This window comes from Aquisalimonas lutea, assembly GCF_030409225.1.
Taxonomy (GTDB): Bacteria; Pseudomonadota; Gammaproteobacteria; order Nitrococcales; family Aquisalimonadaceae; genus Aquisalimonas; species Aquisalimonas lutea.
In genome coordinates, this window is the sequence record NZ_JAUFPK010000001.1 from 1530019 (window position 1) to 1548092 (window position 18074).

Annotated in this window: 25 protein-coding genes; 10 read left to right on the top strand and 15 right to left on the bottom strand. The window is 69.9% G+C overall.

Annotation, left to right across the window (positions count from 1 at the left end):
- Positions 1-28 precede the first annotated feature (28 nt).
- Both QWY84_RS07080 and QWY84_RS07085 read left to right on the top strand, forming a co-directional pair.
- The gene (locus QWY84_RS07080; RefSeq protein WP_290201834.1) at positions 29-625 is read left to right on the top strand and encodes an RDD family protein; all 597 of its coding nucleotides are present in this window, start codon (positions 29-31) and stop codon (positions 623-625) included.
- A 50-nt stretch (positions 626-675) separates the two neighbouring features.
- A complete protein-coding gene (locus QWY84_RS07085; protein ID WP_290201835.1) occupies positions 676-2130 on the top strand; it encodes a protein adenylyltransferase SelO family protein in 1455 nt (484 codons plus the stop codon).
- A gap of 53 nt (positions 2131-2183) precedes the next feature.
- On the opposite strand, the gene QWY84_RS07090 is transcribed toward QWY84_RS07085, so the two are convergent.
- Positions 2184-3377, bottom strand: a complete 1194-nt coding sequence (locus QWY84_RS07090) for an MFS transporter (protein WP_290201836.1) — start codon at positions 3375-3377, stop codon at positions 2184-2186.
- 29 nt (positions 3378-3406) lie between these two features.
- Between QWY84_RS07090 and QWY84_RS07095 the strand changes: the two genes are divergently transcribed.
- Positions 3407-3883, top strand: coding sequence for a GNAT family N-acetyltransferase (locus QWY84_RS07095; protein ID WP_290201838.1), 477 nt, complete (start codon positions 3407-3409; stop codon positions 3881-3883).
- A gap of 87 nt (positions 3884-3970) precedes the next feature.
- The gene (locus QWY84_RS07100) at positions 3971-4936 is read left to right on the top strand and encodes a patatin-like phospholipase family protein (RefSeq protein ID WP_290201841.1); all 966 of its coding nucleotides are present in this window, start codon (positions 3971-3973) and stop codon (positions 4934-4936) included.
- A 19-nt stretch (positions 4937-4955) separates the two neighbouring features.
- On the opposite strand, the gene QWY84_RS07105 is transcribed toward QWY84_RS07100, so the two are convergent.
- The 14 genes from QWY84_RS07105 to QWY84_RS07170 form a co-directional block, all read right to left on the bottom strand.
- Positions 4956-5288, bottom strand: a complete 333-nt coding sequence (locus QWY84_RS07105; protein WP_353959872.1) for a type 1 pili tip component — start codon at positions 5286-5288, stop codon at positions 4956-4958.
- A gap of 52 nt (positions 5289-5340) precedes the next feature.
- A complete protein-coding gene (locus QWY84_RS07110) occupies positions 5341-5610 on the bottom strand; it encodes an HPr family phosphocarrier protein (RefSeq protein WP_290201843.1) in 270 nt (89 codons plus the stop codon).
- A 3-nt stretch (positions 5611-5613) separates the two neighbouring features.
- The gene (locus tag QWY84_RS07115) at positions 5614-6024 is read right to left on the bottom strand and encodes a PTS sugar transporter subunit IIA (protein WP_290201844.1); all 411 of its coding nucleotides are present in this window, start codon (positions 6022-6024) and stop codon (positions 5614-5616) included.
- Entirely contained in the window at positions 6021-6890 is an 870-nt protein-coding gene (rapZ, locus tag QWY84_RS07120; protein ID WP_290201846.1) for an RNase adapter RapZ, read from the bottom strand. The genes QWY84_RS07115 and rapZ overlap by 4 nt, the downstream gene beginning before the upstream one ends.
- Positions 6883-7365, bottom strand: coding sequence for a hypothetical protein (locus QWY84_RS07125; RefSeq protein WP_290201848.1), 483 nt, complete (start codon positions 7363-7365; stop codon positions 6883-6885). The genes rapZ and QWY84_RS07125 overlap by 8 nt, the downstream gene beginning before the upstream one ends.
- A gap of 59 nt (positions 7366-7424) precedes the next feature.
- On the bottom strand, positions 7425-7883 hold the full coding sequence (gene ptsN / locus QWY84_RS07130) for a PTS IIA-like nitrogen regulatory protein PtsN (protein ID WP_290201849.1): 459 nt from the start codon (positions 7881-7883) through the stop codon (positions 7425-7427).
- A gap of 77 nt (positions 7884-7960) precedes the next feature.
- Complete coding sequence (gene hpf / locus QWY84_RS07135) at positions 7961-8299, bottom strand: ribosome hibernation-promoting factor, HPF/YfiA family (protein ID WP_290201851.1); 339 nt, start codon at positions 8297-8299, stop codon at positions 7961-7963.
- A gap of 57 nt (positions 8300-8356) precedes the next feature.
- On the bottom strand, positions 8357-9940 hold the full coding sequence (locus QWY84_RS07140) for an RNA polymerase factor sigma-54 (protein WP_290201853.1): 1584 nt from the start codon (positions 9938-9940) through the stop codon (positions 8357-8359).
- A gap of 215 nt (positions 9941-10155) precedes the next feature.
- Entirely contained in the window at positions 10156-10881 is a 726-nt protein-coding gene (gene lptB, locus QWY84_RS07145; protein ID WP_290201854.1) for an LPS export ABC transporter ATP-binding protein, read from the bottom strand.
- Positions 10878-11453 (bottom strand): lipopolysaccharide transport periplasmic protein LptA, encoded by a 576-nt coding sequence (gene lptA, locus QWY84_RS07150; protein WP_290201855.1) that lies wholly within the window; start codon positions 11451-11453, stop codon positions 10878-10880. The genes lptB and lptA overlap by 4 nt, the downstream gene beginning before the upstream one ends.
- Complete coding sequence (lptC, locus tag QWY84_RS07155; protein WP_290201857.1) at positions 11437-12012, bottom strand: LPS export ABC transporter periplasmic protein LptC; 576 nt, start codon at positions 12010-12012, stop codon at positions 11437-11439. The genes lptA and lptC overlap by 17 nt, the downstream gene beginning before the upstream one ends.
- A complete protein-coding gene (locus QWY84_RS07160; RefSeq protein ID WP_290201858.1) occupies positions 11999-12565 on the bottom strand; it encodes a KdsC family phosphatase in 567 nt (188 codons plus the stop codon). Before QWY84_RS07160 ends, lptC begins: the two co-directional genes overlap by 14 nt.
- Entirely contained in the window at positions 12565-13569 is a 1005-nt protein-coding gene (locus QWY84_RS07165; RefSeq protein ID WP_290201859.1) for a KpsF/GutQ family sugar-phosphate isomerase, read from the bottom strand. The genes QWY84_RS07160 and QWY84_RS07165 overlap by 1 nt, the downstream gene beginning before the upstream one ends.
- Positions 13570-13643: 74 nt before the next feature.
- A complete protein-coding gene (locus tag QWY84_RS07170) occupies positions 13644-14585 on the bottom strand; it encodes a calcium/sodium antiporter (RefSeq protein WP_290201861.1) in 942 nt (313 codons plus the stop codon).
- 135 nt (positions 14586-14720) lie between these two features.
- Between QWY84_RS07170 and QWY84_RS07175 the strand changes: the two genes are divergently transcribed.
- From QWY84_RS07175 to QWY84_RS07200, 6 genes are all read left to right on the top strand, one after another.
- Positions 14721-15560 (top strand): ABC transporter ATP-binding protein, encoded by an 840-nt coding sequence (locus QWY84_RS07175; RefSeq protein WP_290201863.1) that lies wholly within the window; start codon positions 14721-14723, stop codon positions 15558-15560.
- Entirely contained in the window at positions 15560-16336 is a 777-nt protein-coding gene (mlaE, locus tag QWY84_RS07180; protein WP_290201865.1) for a lipid asymmetry maintenance ABC transporter permease subunit MlaE, read from the top strand. The genes QWY84_RS07175 and mlaE overlap by 1 nt, the downstream gene beginning before the upstream one ends.
- A gap of 15 nt (positions 16337-16351) precedes the next feature.
- Positions 16352-16822, top strand: a complete 471-nt coding sequence (gene mlaD, locus QWY84_RS07185) for an outer membrane lipid asymmetry maintenance protein MlaD (protein ID WP_290201867.1) — start codon at positions 16352-16354, stop codon at positions 16820-16822.
- Positions 16823-16824: 2 nt separating this feature from the next.
- Positions 16825-17445, top strand: coding sequence for an MlaC/ttg2D family ABC transporter substrate-binding protein (locus QWY84_RS07190; RefSeq protein WP_290201870.1), 621 nt, complete (start codon positions 16825-16827; stop codon positions 17443-17445).
- A complete protein-coding gene (locus QWY84_RS07195) occupies positions 17442-17750 on the top strand; it encodes an STAS domain-containing protein (RefSeq protein ID WP_290201872.1) in 309 nt (102 codons plus the stop codon). The genes QWY84_RS07190 and QWY84_RS07195 overlap by 4 nt, the downstream gene beginning before the upstream one ends.
- 75 nt (positions 17751-17825) lie before the next feature.
- On the top strand, positions 17826-18071 hold the full coding sequence (locus QWY84_RS07200; RefSeq protein ID WP_290201874.1) for a BolA family protein: 246 nt from the start codon (positions 17826-17828) through the stop codon (positions 18069-18071).
- The last annotated feature ends 3 nt before the right edge of the window (positions 18072-18074 follow it).

Consider the following 18074-nt stretch of genomic DNA (forward strand, 5'->3'; position numbering starts at 1 on the left):
GGATGGCCCGAGCATGAAGGGAGAGCGCATGTACTGTTCGCAGTGCGGGGCGGACAACCCCGCCGATGCCCGGTTCTGTGTCGCCTGCGGCGCACCCACGGATCCGCAGGAGAGGGAGCTGGTGGCCCGGGAGACCGGCGCCTTCGCGGGACATCCGCCCGGGATCGCGGGCTACGGCGGCTTCTGGCGCCGGCTCCTGGCCGTGGTCATCGATGCCCTGGTGCTGTTGATCCCCCTGGCGCTGATCCAGTCGGTCATCGCGCCCGGGTCCATGGACGCGGGCATGTACGGCGGCAGCATGGGCAAGGGCCCCGGCATGCACTACGGGGTGGGGGCGTACTGGACCTGGTGGAACGGCGTCGAGCTGATCGCGGCCTGGCTGTACTGGGCCGGCCTGCACAGTTCCGTCCACCAGGCCACCGTGGGCAAGATGGCCGTGGGCCTGCGGGTGGCCGACCTCCAGGGCCGGCGGATCAGCTTTCTCCGGGCCACGGGCCGCTACCTGGCGACGTTCCTGTCGGCGCTGGTGTTCATGATCGGCTACCTGATGGTGGCGTTTCATCCGCGCAAGCAGGCGTTGCACGACCTGATCGCCGGGACCCTCGTGATCCGCCCGCGCGCTTGAGCCGGTCCGGGGCCGATTGCATCCGGGAAGCCCTGCCGAGAGGTGAATCCATGCCCGTGTCGCCGCACTACCGGCCGGATCCCCGCTACCACGCCCTCGATGCCGAGCTCTACGACCCGGTGACCCCGGCGGCATTCCCGGAGCACCGGCTGCGATTCCGCAACCAGGCCTGGGCGGGGCGCGTCGGGCTGGACACGCTCACCGATGCCGAGTGGTGCCGGCATTTCGCCGGTTTCCAGCCGCTGCCGGACAACCTCGCCACGCCCCTGGCGCTGCGCTACCACGGCCACCAGTTCCGCACCTACAATCCGGAGCTCGGCGACGGCCGCGGGTTCCTGTTCGCCCAGCTCCGCGACGTGGCGGACGGACGGCTGCTGGATCTCGGCACCAAGGGATCCGGGCGCACGCCCTGGTCGCGCGGCGCCGACGGGCGACTGACCCTCAAGGGCGGGGTGCGGGAGGTCCTGGCCTCGGAGATGCTGGAAGCCATGGGCTGCTATACCTCCCGGAGCCTGAGCCTGATCGAGACCGGCGAGTCGCTGGTGCGCCAGGACGAGCCCTCGCCCGCGCGCTCGTCGGTGCTGGTCCGCCTGAGCCACAGCCACGTCCGCATCGGCACCTTCCAGCGCCTGGCCCTGCGCGGCGAACGGGACGTCATGAAGCGGCTCGTTGACTACGTCATCGAGCAGTACTGGCCGTCCGCCGCGGCGGATCCCGATCCCGTGGCGGGGCTGCTGTCGTGCGTGGTGCGTGCCGTCGCGCAGATGGGCGCGGAGTGGTGGGTGGCGGGCTTCGTCCACGGCGTGGTCAACAGCGACAACGTGGTGCTCACCGGGGAGAGCTTCGACTACGGGCCCTGGCGCTTCCTGCCCCGCCTGGACCCCGGTTTCACGGCCGCCTACTTCGACGACGCCGGGCTGTACGCGTTCGGTCGGCAGCCGGGCGCGCTGCTGTGGAACCTGGAGCAGCTGGCCCGCAGCCTGGCGCCTGTCAGCCGCGGCCCGGAGCTCCAGCGCCGTACGGGCGCCTTCCAGACAGAATTCGACCGCGCCGTCATCGCCCGCACGTTCGCCCGTCTCGGGCTGCAGGCACCCGGGGACGCGGGCCGGGCGCGCGCCCTGGTGGGCTCGTTCTACGACGCCATGCAGACCAGCGGCATCGCGTTCCAGCGGCCCTTTTTCGACCTCGTGGGCGGGGCCGGCGAACAGCGCCTGCAGGCCAGCCCGGCCAGCGGGACGTATGCTTCCGATGCCTGGCGGCCGGTGATCGACGGCCTGCGGGAATGTGAGCCGCTACCGGCGTGCACCACGCTGCGCACGGAGCCGTACTGGCAGGGGGACGGGCCGCTCGAGATGCTGGTCGACCACGTGGAGCCCGTCTGGCAGTCCATCGTCGAAACGGACGACTGGACGCCGTTCCGGCAGGCCGTCGACGCCTTACGCGCCATGGGCCGCGCGCACCGTGCGCTGGGCTACAGCCCCGACACGCTGCGGCAAGGGCCGTGAAGGTGGTTGCGTGCCCGTCGCGCGACGGATGGCGGCGACGCCGTCGCCGCCGTTCACTCCCGCGCAGCCGCGGCCGGGTCAGCCGGCGTTCCCGACCACAGCGGGCGTGCCGCCAGTACGCCCAGGATGGGACCCGGCAGCAGGGCGATGAGCAGCCAGGCCGGATCCATCCAGCGCTGCAGCCATTCCAGCAGCGTCAGGCTGCCGATGCTCACGGAGAAGCCGATGCAGTTCGCCATGGTCAGGGCGGAGCCCACCAGCTTGCGGGGGGCGTAGCGGGCGTTCAGGGCCGAGAACTGCGGCGAGTCCCCGGCGACGGTGATGCCCCACAGGGCCATGAACAGCCCGAAGGCCAGCGGCGGCGCGGCGAACAGCAGCGGCGACAGCAGGCAGCAGGCGCCGGAGATGCCCAGCTGGGTCGAGGCCACCCGGCCGCCTCCCCAGTGCCGGGCCAGGAAGCCGCCGCCGGCGCATCCCAGCGCGCCCAGGCCGATGGTGGCGAACGCCGCCAGGGACAGCTCGGCCCCCTGCAGGCCGTAGGCGGCGAGCCACACGGGGACGAACGCCCAGAACCCGTACAGCTCCCACATGTGCCCGAAGTACCCCATGGCCGAGGCGCGGAAGCGGCGCACGCGGAAGGCCCGGAGAACGCCGCCGAAGCGGATGCTGCCGCCGCGCTGGAGGTACGGCCCTTCCGGGACCAGGCGGGCGAGGACGCCGGCGGCCACGGCCAGGCAGGACGTGCCCGCCAGCACCGCCTGCCAGCTCCACTCCGCGCCCAGGGCGCGCAGCAGGTGGGGCGAGGCGGTGCCGAGCACCAGTGCGCCCACGAGGAAGCCCAGGGCCCAGCCCAGGCCGCCGCCGTACCAGCCGGCGGCCATCTTCATGCCCACCGGGTAGACGCCGGCGAGGCAGAAGCCGACGAGGAAGCGGGCCAGGAGCACCGGCGCGAAGAACTCGTGGAACAACAGGATGGAGGCATTGGCCGCGGCGCCGGTGACGGCGGAGGCAAGGAACACCGTGCCCGGATGGAAGCGGTCGGCGACGCCGAGCAGAGCGAAGCACAGGGTGCCGGTGATGAACCCCAGCTGCACCGCCGTGGTGACAATGCCCTCGCCGCCGCCCATGGACCAGTCCGCCTGCAGCGTGGCCAGAACGGCGTTGGGGGCGAACCACAGGCTGGTTGCCAGCAGCTGCGCGATGACGATGGCGGGGAGCAGCCAGCGCGGGGGCGGGGTGTCGGTCATGGCAGGTCCGTGCTCCGCTCGGAGGGCCGATGACGGTATCCTACCGGATGTCCGGCGGGGAACGTGAACGGTTCACGGGAGGAGCGATGCAGGACGTTGTCATCCGCGAAGAGGTCCCCGAGGTGGAGGATTTCCTCCGTCTCCGGGTGGCCGCCGGCATGACCGGGCGCTCGCGGCAGGCCGCCGAGCGCGGCCTGCCCAATTCCCTGTACGGGGTCGTCGCGGTGGTCGACGGCGTGACCGTCGGCATGGGCCGCGTCGTCGGTGACGGCGGCTGCAACTTCGAGATCGTGGACGTGGCCGTGGATCCTGCCTACCAGCGCCGGGGCATCGGGCGGCGTCTGGTGCAGTCCATCATGGGCTACCTGGATCGCGCCGCGCCCGCCGGGAGCTACATTTCGCTGATCGGCGACGTCCCGGAGCTCTACGAGCCGTTCGGCTTCCGCCGCACGGCGCCGCGGTCCGAGGGCATGCACAAGTGGCAGGGGGAAGCAGTGCGTGGCTGACGGCCCGGAGCCATTCCCTGACCGTCCCCGTGGCGGGTATGATTGATCCGCACCTGTTATTGCCTGCTTGCCAGGAAAGGATTGGCAGTGAATCAGTCCCGTTCCGACCGCCCCCGGATCGGCCTTGCCCTCGGGGCCGGGTCCGCCCGGGGCTGGGCGCATATCGGCGTGATCAAGGCCCTGGCGGAGATGGACATCCAGCCGGACCTGATCGCCGGCACGTCGGTGGGCGCCATCGTCGGCGCCATCCACGGGCTGGACGCCCTGGCCGGCTTCGAGGACTGGGTGCTGCACCTGACGCGCCGGGACATCATCGGCTACATGGACGTGGGCTTCTCCGCCGGCGGCTTCTTCGAGGGCAAGCGCCTGGTCCGGAGCTTTCGCGAGCACTTCGGCGACGTCCGCTTCGAGGATCTCCGGCTGCCGGTTGCCGCGGTGGCCACGGAGCTGGATACGGGACTGGAGATCTGGCTCCGCGAGGGGCCGGTGGCCGAGGCCGTGCGCGCCTCCATCTCCCTGCCCGGGATCTTCACGCCGGTGCGCCTCGACGGCCGCTGGCTGGTGGACGGCGGGCTGGTGAATCCGGTGCCGGTCTCCCTGTGCCGCGCCATGGGGGCCGATCGGGTGATCGCCGTGAGCCTCAACGGCGATCTGCTGGGGCGGCACTTCCGGCGGGCCGGCGGCGCCGTGACCATGCCGCGGCCCAGCGAGCGGTCGGACCCGAACTGGATGGACCGCCTCGCCGCGGGCATCCGGGAGCGGGCGCCGTGGCTGAAGATGCCGACCATGCCGCCGCTGGGCAGTACGGCGCAGAACGGCAGCGGCGAGACGAGCCCCGGGCTGCTGCAGGTAACGGCGAGCTCGGTGAACATCATGCAGGACCGCATTACCCGCAGCCGCATGGCCGGCGATCCGCCGGACATCCTGATCTCCCCGCGGCTCGCGCAGATGGGGTTGCTGGAGTTCGACCGCGCCCGCGAGGCCATCGCCGAGGGCGAGGCCAGCATCCGGCGCATGGCGCCGGCGCTGCGGGATCTGTTCGAGATGGACTAGGGGGCCCTAGGCCCTGCGGTCAGCCCTGCTGAAAGCGCTTCAGGTGCTTGCGCGTGAGCTCGTTGAACCGCGGGGTGTCGCCGATGTCCTCGTAGATCGGGTCGCCCTGCTCGTCCTCGGCGACGATCCGTGCTCCCTGCACGTACGGGAAGGCGGCCTCCAGCTCGTCCAGTGCTGCCGAGATCAGGTCGGTGATCAGGTCCTCCTCGGTACGGCCGGGGAACATCTCCCGCAGCGCGGCCAGCTTGGCCGCGTCATGCACGGGTAGCCGCACTTCGTAGGTATCCGCCGTGCGTGTCTCGCCGGCGGACCGCTGCCAGGCCTCGATCAGCTCCTTAACGCGCATGGACATGGGTCTCCGTGTGTGGGCGGTGTTCGTTGTCCATATTCTGCCATGGCGGTCCTTATTCCGCCTCCTGGAAGCGTTCGTTCACCAGGCCTTCCAGGGCGTCCAGGGCATCGTCGGCATCGTCGCCCTCGGCGTCGAGCACGATGGTGGTCCCCCGCCCGGCGGCGAGCATCATCATGCCCATGATGCTCTTGCCGTTGACGGTCTTGCCTTCCCGGTGCACCTGGACGACGCTGTCGAAGCGCCCGGCGAGGGCCACGAACTTCGCGGCGGCGCGGGCGTGGAGGCCGAGCTTGTTGATGATGGTCACCTCGCGTGTCGGCACGCCTTACGACTCCCTTGAGGTTCGGAACATCTCGACGAGGATGACGCCGTCCCGGCCGCCGGATCGGGCCTTGTCGGCCAGCTCCGCGAGACCCAGGCCCGGGTAGTTGAAGATGCGCAGCAGCATGGGCAGGTTGACGCCGGCAATGACCATGATGCGCTGGTCCTGGGCCAGCCGGGCGGCGACATTGCTGGGCGTGGAGCCGTAGCAGTCGGTGAGTACCAGCACCCCGTCGCCGTCGTCCAGCAGCTCCACCAGGTCCAGGGCCCGGCGCGTGAGCTCCGCGGGCTCGGCGTCGGGCGTGACCGCCAGGGTGCGGGTCTGCACCGGGCAGAACCCCAGGGTCTCCCGGGCCGTATCCAGGAGCTCGGCGCCGATCCGGTTGTGGGTAACCAGGAGAATCCCGACGCTCATGACAATTCCCGGTGGCGAACGCTGACATCCTGGGTGCCGTCGTCGAACGATGCCGCCAGACGGTCGCACAGGTACACCGAGCGGTGCTGGCCGCCGGTACAGCCGATGGCCACCGTCAGGTAGCTGCGGTTGTCGCGCTTGAACGACGGTATCCAGCGTGCCAGGAAGCCGCGGATGTCGGTGTACATGGTCTCCACATCCGGGTGCGCCGACAAGTAGTCCCGCACGGCCGAATCCTGCCCGGTGAGAACGCGCAGGTCGGGCTCCCAGTGGGGATTGGGCAGAACGCGGGCGTCGAAGACGAAATCGGCGTCGCTGGGAACGCCGTGCTTGAAGCCGAAGGACTGGAACAGCAGCGACAGCTGGCGCGCGTTCCGGGCCAGCCGCTCGCGCACCAGCTCGCGCAGCTGGTGGAGCGTCGTGGCGGTGGTGTCGATCACCAGGTCCGCCCGCGACTGGATGGGCACCAGCAGGGCGCGCTCGCGCGCGATGGCGTCGGCCAGGGGGACCTCGCCGGTGCTCAGCGGGTGCCGGCGGCGCGTCTCGGAGAAGCGCTTGATCAGGGTGTCGTCGTCGGCGGTGAGGAAGAGGATCTCCGGGCGGATCCCCGTGACCCGTTCCAGCTCCGCGAGAATCTCCGGGAAGGCGTCCAGGTCGTCCATGCGGTTGCGCGCATCCACGCCGACGGCGTAGTGGCCGATGGCGCCGGGCCCGAGGCTGGTGACATGGTCGCCGAAGGCCGACAGCATGGTCACCGGCAGGTTGTCGATGCAGTAGCAGCCGCTGTCCTCCAGGGTATGCAGGGCCACGGTCTTGCCCGACCCGGACAGGCCGCTGACGATGATCAGCCGGGTGTCCTCATTCATGGCTCGCCTCCTGGGAAAGGGTTCCGGCCGCGTGCCGGCGCGCGATCACCTCCAGCAGCAGGGCCACCGGGCGGGCAGGGCTCACCGGCAGGCGCACGCGCGGCACGGCGACGCCCGCCATGGGTACCGTGTCGTGCAGGGGAGCCAGCCGGGGCCAGTTCGTCCAGTCCACATCGGTCTCCAGGGTGACGGCCAGGTCGACGACGGTGTCGGCCCGCAGCGCCTTCGGCCCGAACAGGCTGGCGACGGGACAGATGCCGACGCCGCGCACCTCCAGCAGCCCCTTCAGCCGTGCCGGCGCCCGGCCCCGCAGGCGGTCGCCGGTGCGGGAGACCTCCACCACGTCATCGGCGACCAGCTGATGGCCGCGCTCGAGCAGCGCCAGTGCCCCGTCGCTCTTGCCCGAGCCGCTGTCGCCGGTCAGCAGCAGGCCGACACCATGGACATGGAGCAGGACGCCCGGGGTCACTTCCATGGCAACGCTGTTCCTCGGAGTGTCAACAGGCCCTGGTGGCGGATGCCCGGAGCCGCCGGTCAGGCGTCCCACTCCGTCAGCAGCCGGAACAGGGTCTCGGCATCGGCTGCTTCCCGCAGCTGCTTGCAGAACGCCGCGTCACTGAACATCTCCGCCAGCCGGGCCAGGATCTGCAAGTGCTCGTCGGTAAAGTGCTCCGGTACCACCAGTGCGAACAGGAGATCCACCGGCTCGCCATCGAAGGCGTCGAAGTCGATGGGCTCCCGGGTGCGCACGAATGCCGCGGTGGCGGCCTCGTTGCCGTCCATGCGCGCATGGGGCAGGGCAACCCCGTTGCCGAGCCCCGTGCTGCCGAGCTTTTCGCGGTTGATGAGCTTGTCGAAGATGGTCTTCGCCGGGAGCGCGGGGTCGGACGCAGCAATCAGCTCGCTGAGCTCCTCCAGTCCCCGCTTCTTGCTGGTGACGTCGATGTCACAGGCCGTCCGGCTCGGGGTGATCAGGTCGGCAATCTTGATCATGCTGTTCCACGCAGGGTCATGGCTGCGGCATCCGCTGGGGCCGGTGGCGCCGTGCGGCGCCACCGGGGCGTCCGGGCTCAGTCCTCTTCACCGTCACCGGCCGCCTTGGCCTGGGCGCCTTCCGTGCGCCGATGATCCGTCGTCTTCTCCTTGTGCTTCTTGACCTGCCGATCGAGCTTGTCCACCAGACCGTCGATGGCCGCGTACATGTCCTCGGCACTGGCGTCGGCATAGAGCTTGGCGCCGCTCAGCTTCATGGTCGCCTCCGCCTTCTGGCGCAGCTTCTCCACGGTGAGGATGACATGAACGTTGACGACATTGTCGAAATGGCGTTCCAGTTTGTCCATCTTGCCGTGCACGTAATCCCGCAGGGCGTCCGTAAGGTCGATATGGTGTCCCGTTACGTCGATCTGCATAGGTCCTCCTACCATGTAAGTGCCCTTGCGGGCATGCCTCCCGGCGCTCGTGCCCCCTCAGGCGATACGCTTTCTCTCGTTCGATGACGCGATGGACATGGATTCACGATACTTGGCCACGGTCCGTCGCGCCACATCGATTCCCTCGTCCCTGAGGATCTCGGCGAGCTTGCTGTCGCTCAGGGGCTTGCGCGGGTCCTCCTCGCCGATGAGGCGGCGGATGCGCGCGCGGATGGACGTCGCCGAGCATTCCTCGCCGTCGACGGTGTGCACGTGGCTGGAGAAGAAGTACTTGAACTCGAACGTGCCGCGCGGCGTGTACATGTACTTCTGGGTCGTGATCCGGGAGATGGTGGACTCGTGCATGTCCACCTCCTCGGCGACCTCGCGCAGGACCAGGGGCTTCATGGCCTCCTCGCCGTGCTCCAGGAACTCCTGCTGGTGGTTGACGATGCAGCTGGCGACCTTGAGCAGCGTCTCGTTGCGGCTCTTGAGGCTCTTGATGAACCAGCGCGCCTCCTGGAGGTGCTGGCGCATGGTGGTGTTGTCGCTGCTCTGGTCGCCGCGGCGCACCAGGCCCGCATAGTAGCTGTTGACGCGGATCCGCGGCGCCGCCTCGGGGTTGAGCTCCACCCGCCAGGCGCCGCGTTCCTTGCGCACGTAGACGTCGGGAACGACGTACTCGGCGGCGGGCGTGCCGATCTGCGAGCCGGGCCGGGGGTCCAGCGTGCGCACGAGATCGAGAACCCTGCCGAGCTCCTCCTGGCTGACCCGCAGCTTGCGGGTGAGCTGGTTCAGCTGGCGGTTGCTCAGCAGGTCCAGGTGGCGGTCCACCAGCAGCCGCGCCTCGGCCAGCCAGGGGGTGTCGGCGGGGTATTGTTCCAGCTGCACCAGCAGCGCCTCCCGCGGGTCCAGGGAGGCGACGCCCACCGGGTCGAAGCGCTGGATGAGGTGGCGCACCGCCTCGACCTCATCGATCTCCACCGCCTCGTCGCTGTCCACCGCGACGCAGATGTCCTCGAGACTGACCCCGAGATAGCCGTCGTCGCGGACACCGTCGATGATGGCCTCGGCGATGGCCAGATCCCGCGGAGTGAAATGGGACAGCCGCGCCTGCCAGAGGAGATGCTCGTGGAGCCCGCCGCCGCTCTCGGCGGTGCGGTTCTCCCAGGTCTCGCGCTGGTCGTCGTCGGGATCCGGGGCGCTGTAGGCGGTGCTGCCGTCGTAGATGTCGTCCCAGTCGGAATCCAGCGGCAGATCGTCGGGGATATCGTCCCGCGGGGTGTCCTGCGGGGCCTCCCCGGAGTCCCCGGCCTCTGCGCTGCCGTCGCCCTCGGCCGCGGAGGTCGCGCCGGCCGGCGCGGCGTCGTCACCGCTGTCGCCTTCGCCGCTGGATGCCCGGTCGTCGCCGTCCGTATCGGCTTTCGCAGGCTCGGGAGCGTCGATGTCGTTGCCCTCGTACTCCGCCTCGTCGTTCTCGTCCAGCTCCTCGGCCGGCTCCAGCATGAAGTTGGAGTCCAGCGCCTGCTGGATCTCGGTGCGCAGCTCCAGGGTGGACAGCTGCAGCAGCTTGATGGCCTGCTGCAGCTGGGGCGTCATGGTCAGCTGCTGTCCCAGGCGGAGCTGCAGCGACTGCTTCATCGACAAAGCGGTTCTCCTGCATCCCGGCAGGGGATGCCACAGGGGTCCGACAATCGGTTCGCGTACGGTGGTTGCCCGTTCACGGCTCCTATCCTAACCGACAAGGCGCCGCGTTAGAACATTGGCCCGATCCTTGCCTTACCAACCTTTGCGGAGATCCTGTCAAGTCCCAGTGGTTTCCGGAGAGGTTGGCAACGGCGGCTGGCCGGGAGGCGCTAGAGGCGGAAGTGCTCCCCCAGGTAGACCTCGCGCACCCGCTGGTTGGCCAGTACCTCGTCGGACGTGCCCCGGGCGATGACCTCCCCCTGTGCGAGGATGTAGGCGCGCTGGCAGATGCCCAGGGTCTCGCGGACGTTGTGATCGGTGATCAGCACGCCGATGTCCCGCTCCGCCAGGTGCCGGATGATGGCCTGGATGTCCAGGACCGAGATGGGGTCCACGCCCGCGAACGGCTCGTCCAGCAGGATGAAGCGCGGGTTGGCCGCCAGCGCCCGGGCGATTTCCACCCGCCGCCGCTCGCCGCCCGACAGGCTGATGCCGGTCTGGTCGTGGAGATGGGCCACGTTGAACTCCTCCAGCAGCTCGCGGGCCCGCTCCCGTCGCTGGTGGCGCTTGAGCTCCGGGCGCGTCTCCAGGATCGCCAGGAGATTGTCCATGACGGTGAGCTTGCGGAAGATCGAGGCCTCCTGGGGCAGATAGCCGATGCCGCGCCGGGCCCGCACGTGCATGGGCAGCTCGGTGATGTCGGCATCGTCGAGCTCGATGCGGCCCCCGTCGGCGGGAACGAGCCCGACGACCATGTAGAAGCAGGTGGTCTTGCCCGCGCCGTTGGGGCCTAGCAATCCCACGACCTCGCCGCTGGCCACCTCCAGGGACGCTCCCTGGACGACGGCCTTGCGCCGGTAGATCTTGGTCAGATCCTCGGTGCGCAGCAGGCTCACTCGCTCTCTCCGTCGCCGTCGTCCTCGGGGAACAGGGTGATCTGCACGCGCCGGTCGGAGTCCGGCTCGCTGCGCGCGTCGACGACGTCCGCGGTGACGTTGTACTCGATGCGCTCGCCGGTGAACGTGTTGCGCCCCTGGACGACCTTGCCGCCGTTCAGGAGGATGACCCGCTCCGGACCGCTGGCGTAGTACTCCATGCGCGGTGCTTCCGCCTCCACCGGGCGGCGCTCTTCCGTGCCCTGCTGGGTGTAGACGGCCGGCTCGCCTTCGACGACGACGTGATCCAGGGTCTGCTGGTCGCCGCTGCCGTCCAGGTACACCGTCATGCGCTCGCCGGTAATCCGGCGGCCGCCCCGGGTAAGCACCACGTCCCCCGTGTAGACGCTGACACCGGTGGCATTGTTGATCTCCGCCCGGTCGGCATCGAGATTGATCCGCTCCGCGGCGGCCGCCGGCGTCACCGGGGCGGCCAGGGCCGCCAGGAGCAGGCCGCCGAGGCCCGCGGCGGCTCTTCCGCGCCGCGACGGCGGCGGAGCCGGGGTTGTCCATGGCCTATTCGGGAACGACATAACGACCCTGCACCTCCGACAGCAGATCCAGCTCCTCGCGGTCCAGCCATGCCCGCAGGCCGACCCCCTCCATGCGTGCGCCGTCGCGCCAGTAGACCGCGTGCTCGTCCGTCTCCGCGTAGCGCTGTTCCGGCTTCAGGAACACCTCGCTGGTATCCACGTTGGCCGGCGGGTGCTCCGCGCCGGCGTCCCGACGTATGGTGACCTCGCCCTGGAGGTGGACGTCCTCGACACGGTTCCAGGCCCGGCCGCGCTCGGCGCGCAGCCGCCAGGGCTGGCCGGAGTCGGTGAAGTAGGTCACCCGCGGCCTGTCCACCAGCCATTCGTCGCGCCCGCGGAAGTGCTCCATGCGCGGCGACTCCAGCCGGTAGCGCCGCTCGCCGCCGTCGCCGGTGGCCGTCAGCGTGAACGCCTCCATGAAGTAGTCCGGCCGCTGCTCGCCTTCCTGCCGGTCCGCGGTCACGGGCTCGTGGGTCTCCTCGTCCAGTACCCACCAGCCGACGGCCACCAGCAGCACGGCCGTGACGATGCGGAACGTCCAGCGCCTATCGGGCAGCATGGTCCCGGATCAGCGGCTCGAGGGCGCCCCGGGAGGCGAGGAGCAGCTCGGCGACCTCGCGCACGGCGCCGTGGCCTCCGGAGCGCAGGGTGACATAGTGCGCTCGCTGCCGCACCGCCGGGTGGCCGTTGCATACCGCCACGGCGAGCCCGGCGCGGCGGAGCAGGCCGAGGTCGATGAGGTCGTCGCCGACGAAGGCGGCGGCCTCCGGCCCGGTACCCGTGTCCGCCAGGAGCTCGTCCCAGGCAGCCTCCTTGTCGTGGCGCCCGGTATAGACATGGTCGATGCCCAGGTCCTCGGCGCGCCGCAGCAGCGGCGGCGACGTCCGGGCGCTGATGATGGCCGTGGCGATCCCGGAGCGCGCGAGCAGCCGCAGCCCCAGGCCGTCCATGATGTTGAACGCCTTCAGGGTCTCGCCGTCGGCGCCGTAGTAGATGGTGCCGTCGGTGAGAACGCCGTCGACGTCCAGCACCAGCAGCGCCACGCCGGCCGCGCGCCGTCGCAGCTCCCCGGCGGGCACCGCAACAAGGCTGTCGTCGGCAGTCTCCGTCATTACACCACTCCGGCACGCAGCAGGTCGTGCATGTTGAGGGCGCCGATCACGCGCTCGTCGGCGTCCACCACGAGGATCGCGTTGATCTTGCATTCCTCCATGAGCTGCAGGGCCTCGGCGGCCAGGCTGCCCGCCGCCATGGTCTTGCCGCCGGGGGTCATGACGTCGCCGACGGCCGTGGCATGGAGGTCCACGCCCTGGTCCAGGCTGCGGCGCAGGTCGCCGTCGGTGAAGATCCCGGCCAGGCGTCCGTCATCGTCCATGATCGCCGTCATGCCCAGGCCTTTGCGGCTCATCTCCACCAGCGCGTCGCGCAGCGGTGCGTCCGGGCGCACCCGCGGCACGGCCTCGCCCCGGTGCATGATGTCGTCGATGAGCAGCAGCAGCCGGCGCCCGAGCTTGCCGCCGGGATGGGAGCGGGCGAAGTCCTCGCGGGTGAAGCCGCGGGCCTCCAGCAGGGAAACGGCCAGGGCGTCGCCCATGGCCAGGGCCGCGGTGGTGCTGGAGGTGGGTGCCAGATTCAGTGGACAGGCTTCCTGGGCCACGCCCACGTCGATGTGCACGGAGGCGGAGCGGCTCAGCGTGGATTCGGGCTTGCCGGTCATGGCGATGAGCGGGACGTCCAGCCGCTTGATCAGCGGCAGGATGGTGATCAGCTCCTCGGTCTCGCCGGAGTTCGACAGCGCCAGTACCACGTCCCGCGGCGTGATCATGCCCAGGTCGCCGTGGCTGGCTTCGCCCGGGTGGACGAAGAACGCCGGGGAGCCGGTGCTGGCCAGGGTGGCGGCGATCTTGCCGGCGATATGGCCGGATTTGCCCATGCCCAGGACGACGATCCGGCCTTCGCAGGCGAGCATGAACTTGCATGCCTGCACGAAGCTCTCGTCCACCCGCGGCAGCAGGGCGGTGATCGCTTCCGCCTCGGTCTCCAGCACGGCGCGGCCCAGGGAGCACAGGCGCTCGTCGGTGATGCGGCTGGTTGCGTTGCCTGATTGCGCGCTCATGCAGCAGGCCCTTCGTTGGGGGACATCGTAGTATGCCTGACACGCGTTCGCGTCGCAGCCACGCGCGCGGGCGATCAGGACGACAGCAGCAGGCCCGCCTGGTAGGCGCCGTAGCCGAGGAGCAGGGCGGCGCCGAGGGGGCGGACGCCGGCCAGGCGACCCAGGCCCAGCAGCAGCAGCGGCACCGTGAACGCGGCCATGGACAGGCCGTCGCGATACAGCACCAGCGGCGTGATCGTGACCGGGTAGATGATGGCCGCGATGCCCAGCACCGCCAGCAGGTTGAACAGGTTCGATCCCAGCAGGTTGCCGTACAGCAGCCCGTACTCGCGGCGCCGGGCGGATGCCAGCACCGTGGCCAGCTCCGGCAGGCTGGTGCCCACGGCAACCACGCCCAGGCCGATGACGAGCTCGCTGACGCCGGCGGCCTCGGCCAGGGTGACGGCGGCCCACACCAGCGCCCGGGCGCTGGCCAGCACCACCGCCAGGCTGATGATCAGCTCCACGGTGCTCCGCAGCGGTCCCTGTTCCGCCGTGACCGGCTCTTCCGGCAGCGGCGGCGCGCCCCGGCGGCTCGCGTGCAGGATCAGCCCCAGGGTGACGCCCAGGCCGGCCATCAGCACGAGTCCCTCCGGGCGGTTGAGGTCGCCGTTGGCGATCAGCCCCAGGGTCAGCAGGGTCGCCAGGGTCAGCAGCAGCACCGTCAGCCGCTGCTCGGCGCCGTGGCGGGGGACCGGCGACAGCAGCAGCGTCAGCCCGAGGATCAGGCCCACGTTGGCGATGTTCGAGCCCAGGGCGTTGCCCAGGGCCAGCTCCGGGGCCTCGTCCAGCGCCGCCAGCGCCGACACCAGCAGCTCCGGGGCCGAGGTGCCGAAGCCGACCACGAACACGCCCACCACCACCGGGGTCATCCCCAGGTGCAGGGCGACCGCGGATGCGGCGGCCACCAGGCGGTCGGCACTCCATGCCAGCACCGCGAAACCGACAACGAGTACAGAGACAGCGAAAGCCAGCAAGGTAATCCCCCCGGGTGCGGAACGGCGGGTATGCTACCAGCCATCGCCGTCGCCCGTACGCTCATTGACTCACCCCGGGGGTTGCCGGATACTCGTGCGGCTCGTCCCGGCCATGCCGCACGGTCCAGTGATCCGATGTCCGCACCTACGCCCACCGCCGACGACGTCCTCGTAGAGATCCGGGATCTCCACTTCGCCCGGGGCGACAAGCCCATCTTCGCCGGCGTGGACCTGCGCATCCGGCGCGGCGAGGTGACGGCCATCATGGGCCCCAGCGGCACCGGCAAGACCACGCTGCTCAAGCTCGTGGGCGGGCAGCTCCAGCCCGACCGGGGCACCGTGCACGTGGACGGCGACAACGTCCACGCCCTGGGAATCACCGGCCTGTACCGGCTGCGGCGCCGCATGGGAATGCTGTTCCAGAGCGGCGCGCTGCTCACGGATCTGAGCGTCTTCGACAATGTCGCTTTCCCCCTGCGCGAGCACACGGACCTGCCGGAGCCCGTGCTGCGGGACCTGGTGCTGCTGAAGCTGCAGGCGGTGGGCCTGCGGGGCGCCCGCGACCTCATGCCGGCGGAGCTGTCCGGCGGCATGGCCCGCCGCGTCGCCCTGGCCCGGGCCATCGCCCTGGATCCCACCATGGTCATGTACGACGAGCCGTTCACGGGCCAGGACCCCATCTCCATGGGGGTGCTGGTGGATCTGATCCGGCGCCTCAACGACGTCCTCGGCCTGACCAGCATCATCGTCTCCCACGACGTCGCCGAGACGGCGCGCATCGCCGACCGCATCCACGTCCTGTCCGGCGGGCGCATCGTCGAGTCCGGCACGCCGGAGGCCCTGTATGCCTCGGAGTCCGAGTGGGTGCGCCAGTTCATGCACGGGCTTCCGGATGGCCCGGTGCCGTTCCACTATCCGGCTAAGGCGGGCTTCGCGGAGGATCTCCTGGGCGCAGCGGGGAGCGGGCACGCCTGATGCTGAACGGACTGCAGCGACTGGGTGCAACCTCCCTGGAGGTTTTCGCTCGCCTGGGACGGGGCTTCCTGTTCCTGCTGCGCGCCCTGGCGGGCATGCCGGCACTGGCGCTGCGCCCCGGGCTGGTGGTACAGCAGCTGTTCTCCGTGGGCGTGCTGTCGCTGGTGATCATCGTGGTCTCCGGGCTGTTCGTGGGCATGGTGCTGGGGCTGCAGGGCTACACGACCCTGGTCAACTTCGGCGCCGACCAGTCCCTGGGCGTGCTGGTGGCGCTGTCGGTGGTGCGCGAGCTCGGGCCCGTGGTCACGGCGCTGCTGTTCGGCGGCCGCGCCGGATCCGCCCTGGCCGCGGAAATCGGCCTGATGAAGAGCACCGACCAGCTCTCGGGCATGGAGATGATGGCCGTCGACCCCATGCGGCGCGTCATTGCGCCGCGGCTGCTCGCGGGCTTCCTGGCCATGCCGCTGCTGGCGGCGATCTTCAGCTTCCTGGCGATCTTCGGCGCCTATCTCGTCGGCGTCGGCCTGCTCGGCGTCGATAGCGGCGCTTTCTGGGGACAGATGCAGGATGCCGTAGAATTCCGCGAGGATATTCTCAACGGTGTGATCAAGAGCCTGGCTTTCGGCTTCGTGGCGAGCTGGATCGCCGTGTTCGAGGGGTACGATGCCGAGCCCACCTCGGAAGGCGTCAGCCGCGCCACCACCCGCACGGTGGTGAATACGTCCCTGGCGGTGCTGGGGCTCGATTTCGTTCTGACCGCACTGATGTTTGGCTGATTCAAGAGAGGCGGCATGCGCAACAGGCGAGTGGTCGAGATCTGGGTAGGGCTGTTCGTGGCCCTGGGGGCCGCGGCGCTGTTCGCTCTGGCCATCCAGGTGAGCAATATTCCGGTGTTCGAGAGCACGGACGGCTACGAGGTGGAGCTGCGCTTCGCCAACATCGGCGGCCTGCGGACGCGGGCGCCGGTTACCGTGGGCGGCGTGCGGGTGGGGCGCGTCAGCGACATCCGCCTCGACCCGGACAGCTACCAGGCCGTGGTCTCGGCGCGCATCCAGTCCGACTACCGGCTTCCCGAGGATACCAGCGCCAGCATCTATACCTCGGGCCTGCTGGGCGAGCAGTACATCGCGCTGGACCCCGGGGGCATGGACATGTATCTGCGCGACGGCGACGAGATCACGCTGACCCAGTCCGCCCTGGTCCTGGAGCGTCTCATCGGGCAGTTCCTCTACCAGATGGGCGGGGATAACGAGGAGGAATGATCATGCGCAACGTACGAGCGGCGGTGGCACTGGCCTGCCTGGTCCTGCTGCCTTTCGGGGCCGGCGCCGCGGACCGGGGGCCGGAGGAGATCGTGCGCGAGACCACGGAGCAGGTCCTGGACGAGCTGCGCAGCTACGAGGGCAACCTGGAGGACAACCCGGGGTTCGTCTATGACCTGGTCCGCCGCGAGGTGCTGCCGCAGATCAACATGGAGCTGGTCACGCGCCTGGCCCTCGGGCGCTACTGGAACGAGGCCTCGGAGGCCCAGCGCGAGCAGCTCACCGAGGAGCTCACGACGCTGCTGCTGCGCACCTATTCCCAGCCCCTGCTGGACTACGAGGACGAGGATGTGCGCTACCGTTCGGCCAACGTCGACGAGGAGCGCGGGCGCGCCTCCATGAGCGTCGAGGTGGACCAGCGGGACGGTCCGGCGATCCCGATCACCTACAAGTTCCGCAAGGGTGAGCGCAACGGCTGGCAGGTCTATGATGTCACGGTGGAGGGCGTCAGCCTGGTGACCAGCTACCGCGACAGCTTCGGCAGCGAGATCCGGCGCAGCGGCGTGGACGGCCTGCTGGAGAAGCTCGAGGAACGCAACCGCGCGGGCGAGACGGAGCTGTGACCCCGGCGCGGCTGCAGGCAACGGACCAGCCGGGCCGGCTGCGCCTCGAGGGCGCCCTGGAGATCGCCACCGTGCGCTCGTTGTGGCAGCAATCCGGCGAGCTGCTGCCGCGGCCGGAGGAGGTGGTCATCGACCTGGGCGGCGTAACCCGGGCCGACAGCGCCGGGGTTGCGCTGCTGATCCACTGGACCCGGGAGCAGCGTCATCACGGTGGCAGTGTCGAATTTGTTAACATACCGGACCAAATGCAGGCCATTGCCCGTGTGAGCGGCGTGGATACCATTCTCCCGCTGCAGCGGGCCTGAGTACGTCGCCGTACGTGCCGGGCCCACGGACACGCCGCCGTTGCGGGCACAGCAATCAGGGAGCGCGGGCGCACCATGATGCAACCCCAGGAAATCAAGCAGTTGATCGAGAACGGACTGCCGGACTGCCACGCCCAGGTCGACGGCGACGGCCGGCACTTCCAGGCCACCGTCGTTACCCCGGCGTTCGAGGCCAAGGCCCCGCTGGCGCGCCACCGGCTGGTCTACAGCGTGCTGGAGGACCACATCCACTCGGATGAGCTGCACGCGCTGTCCATGCGTACGCTCACGCCCGAGCAGTGGCAGAAGGAGCAGGGGTGATCG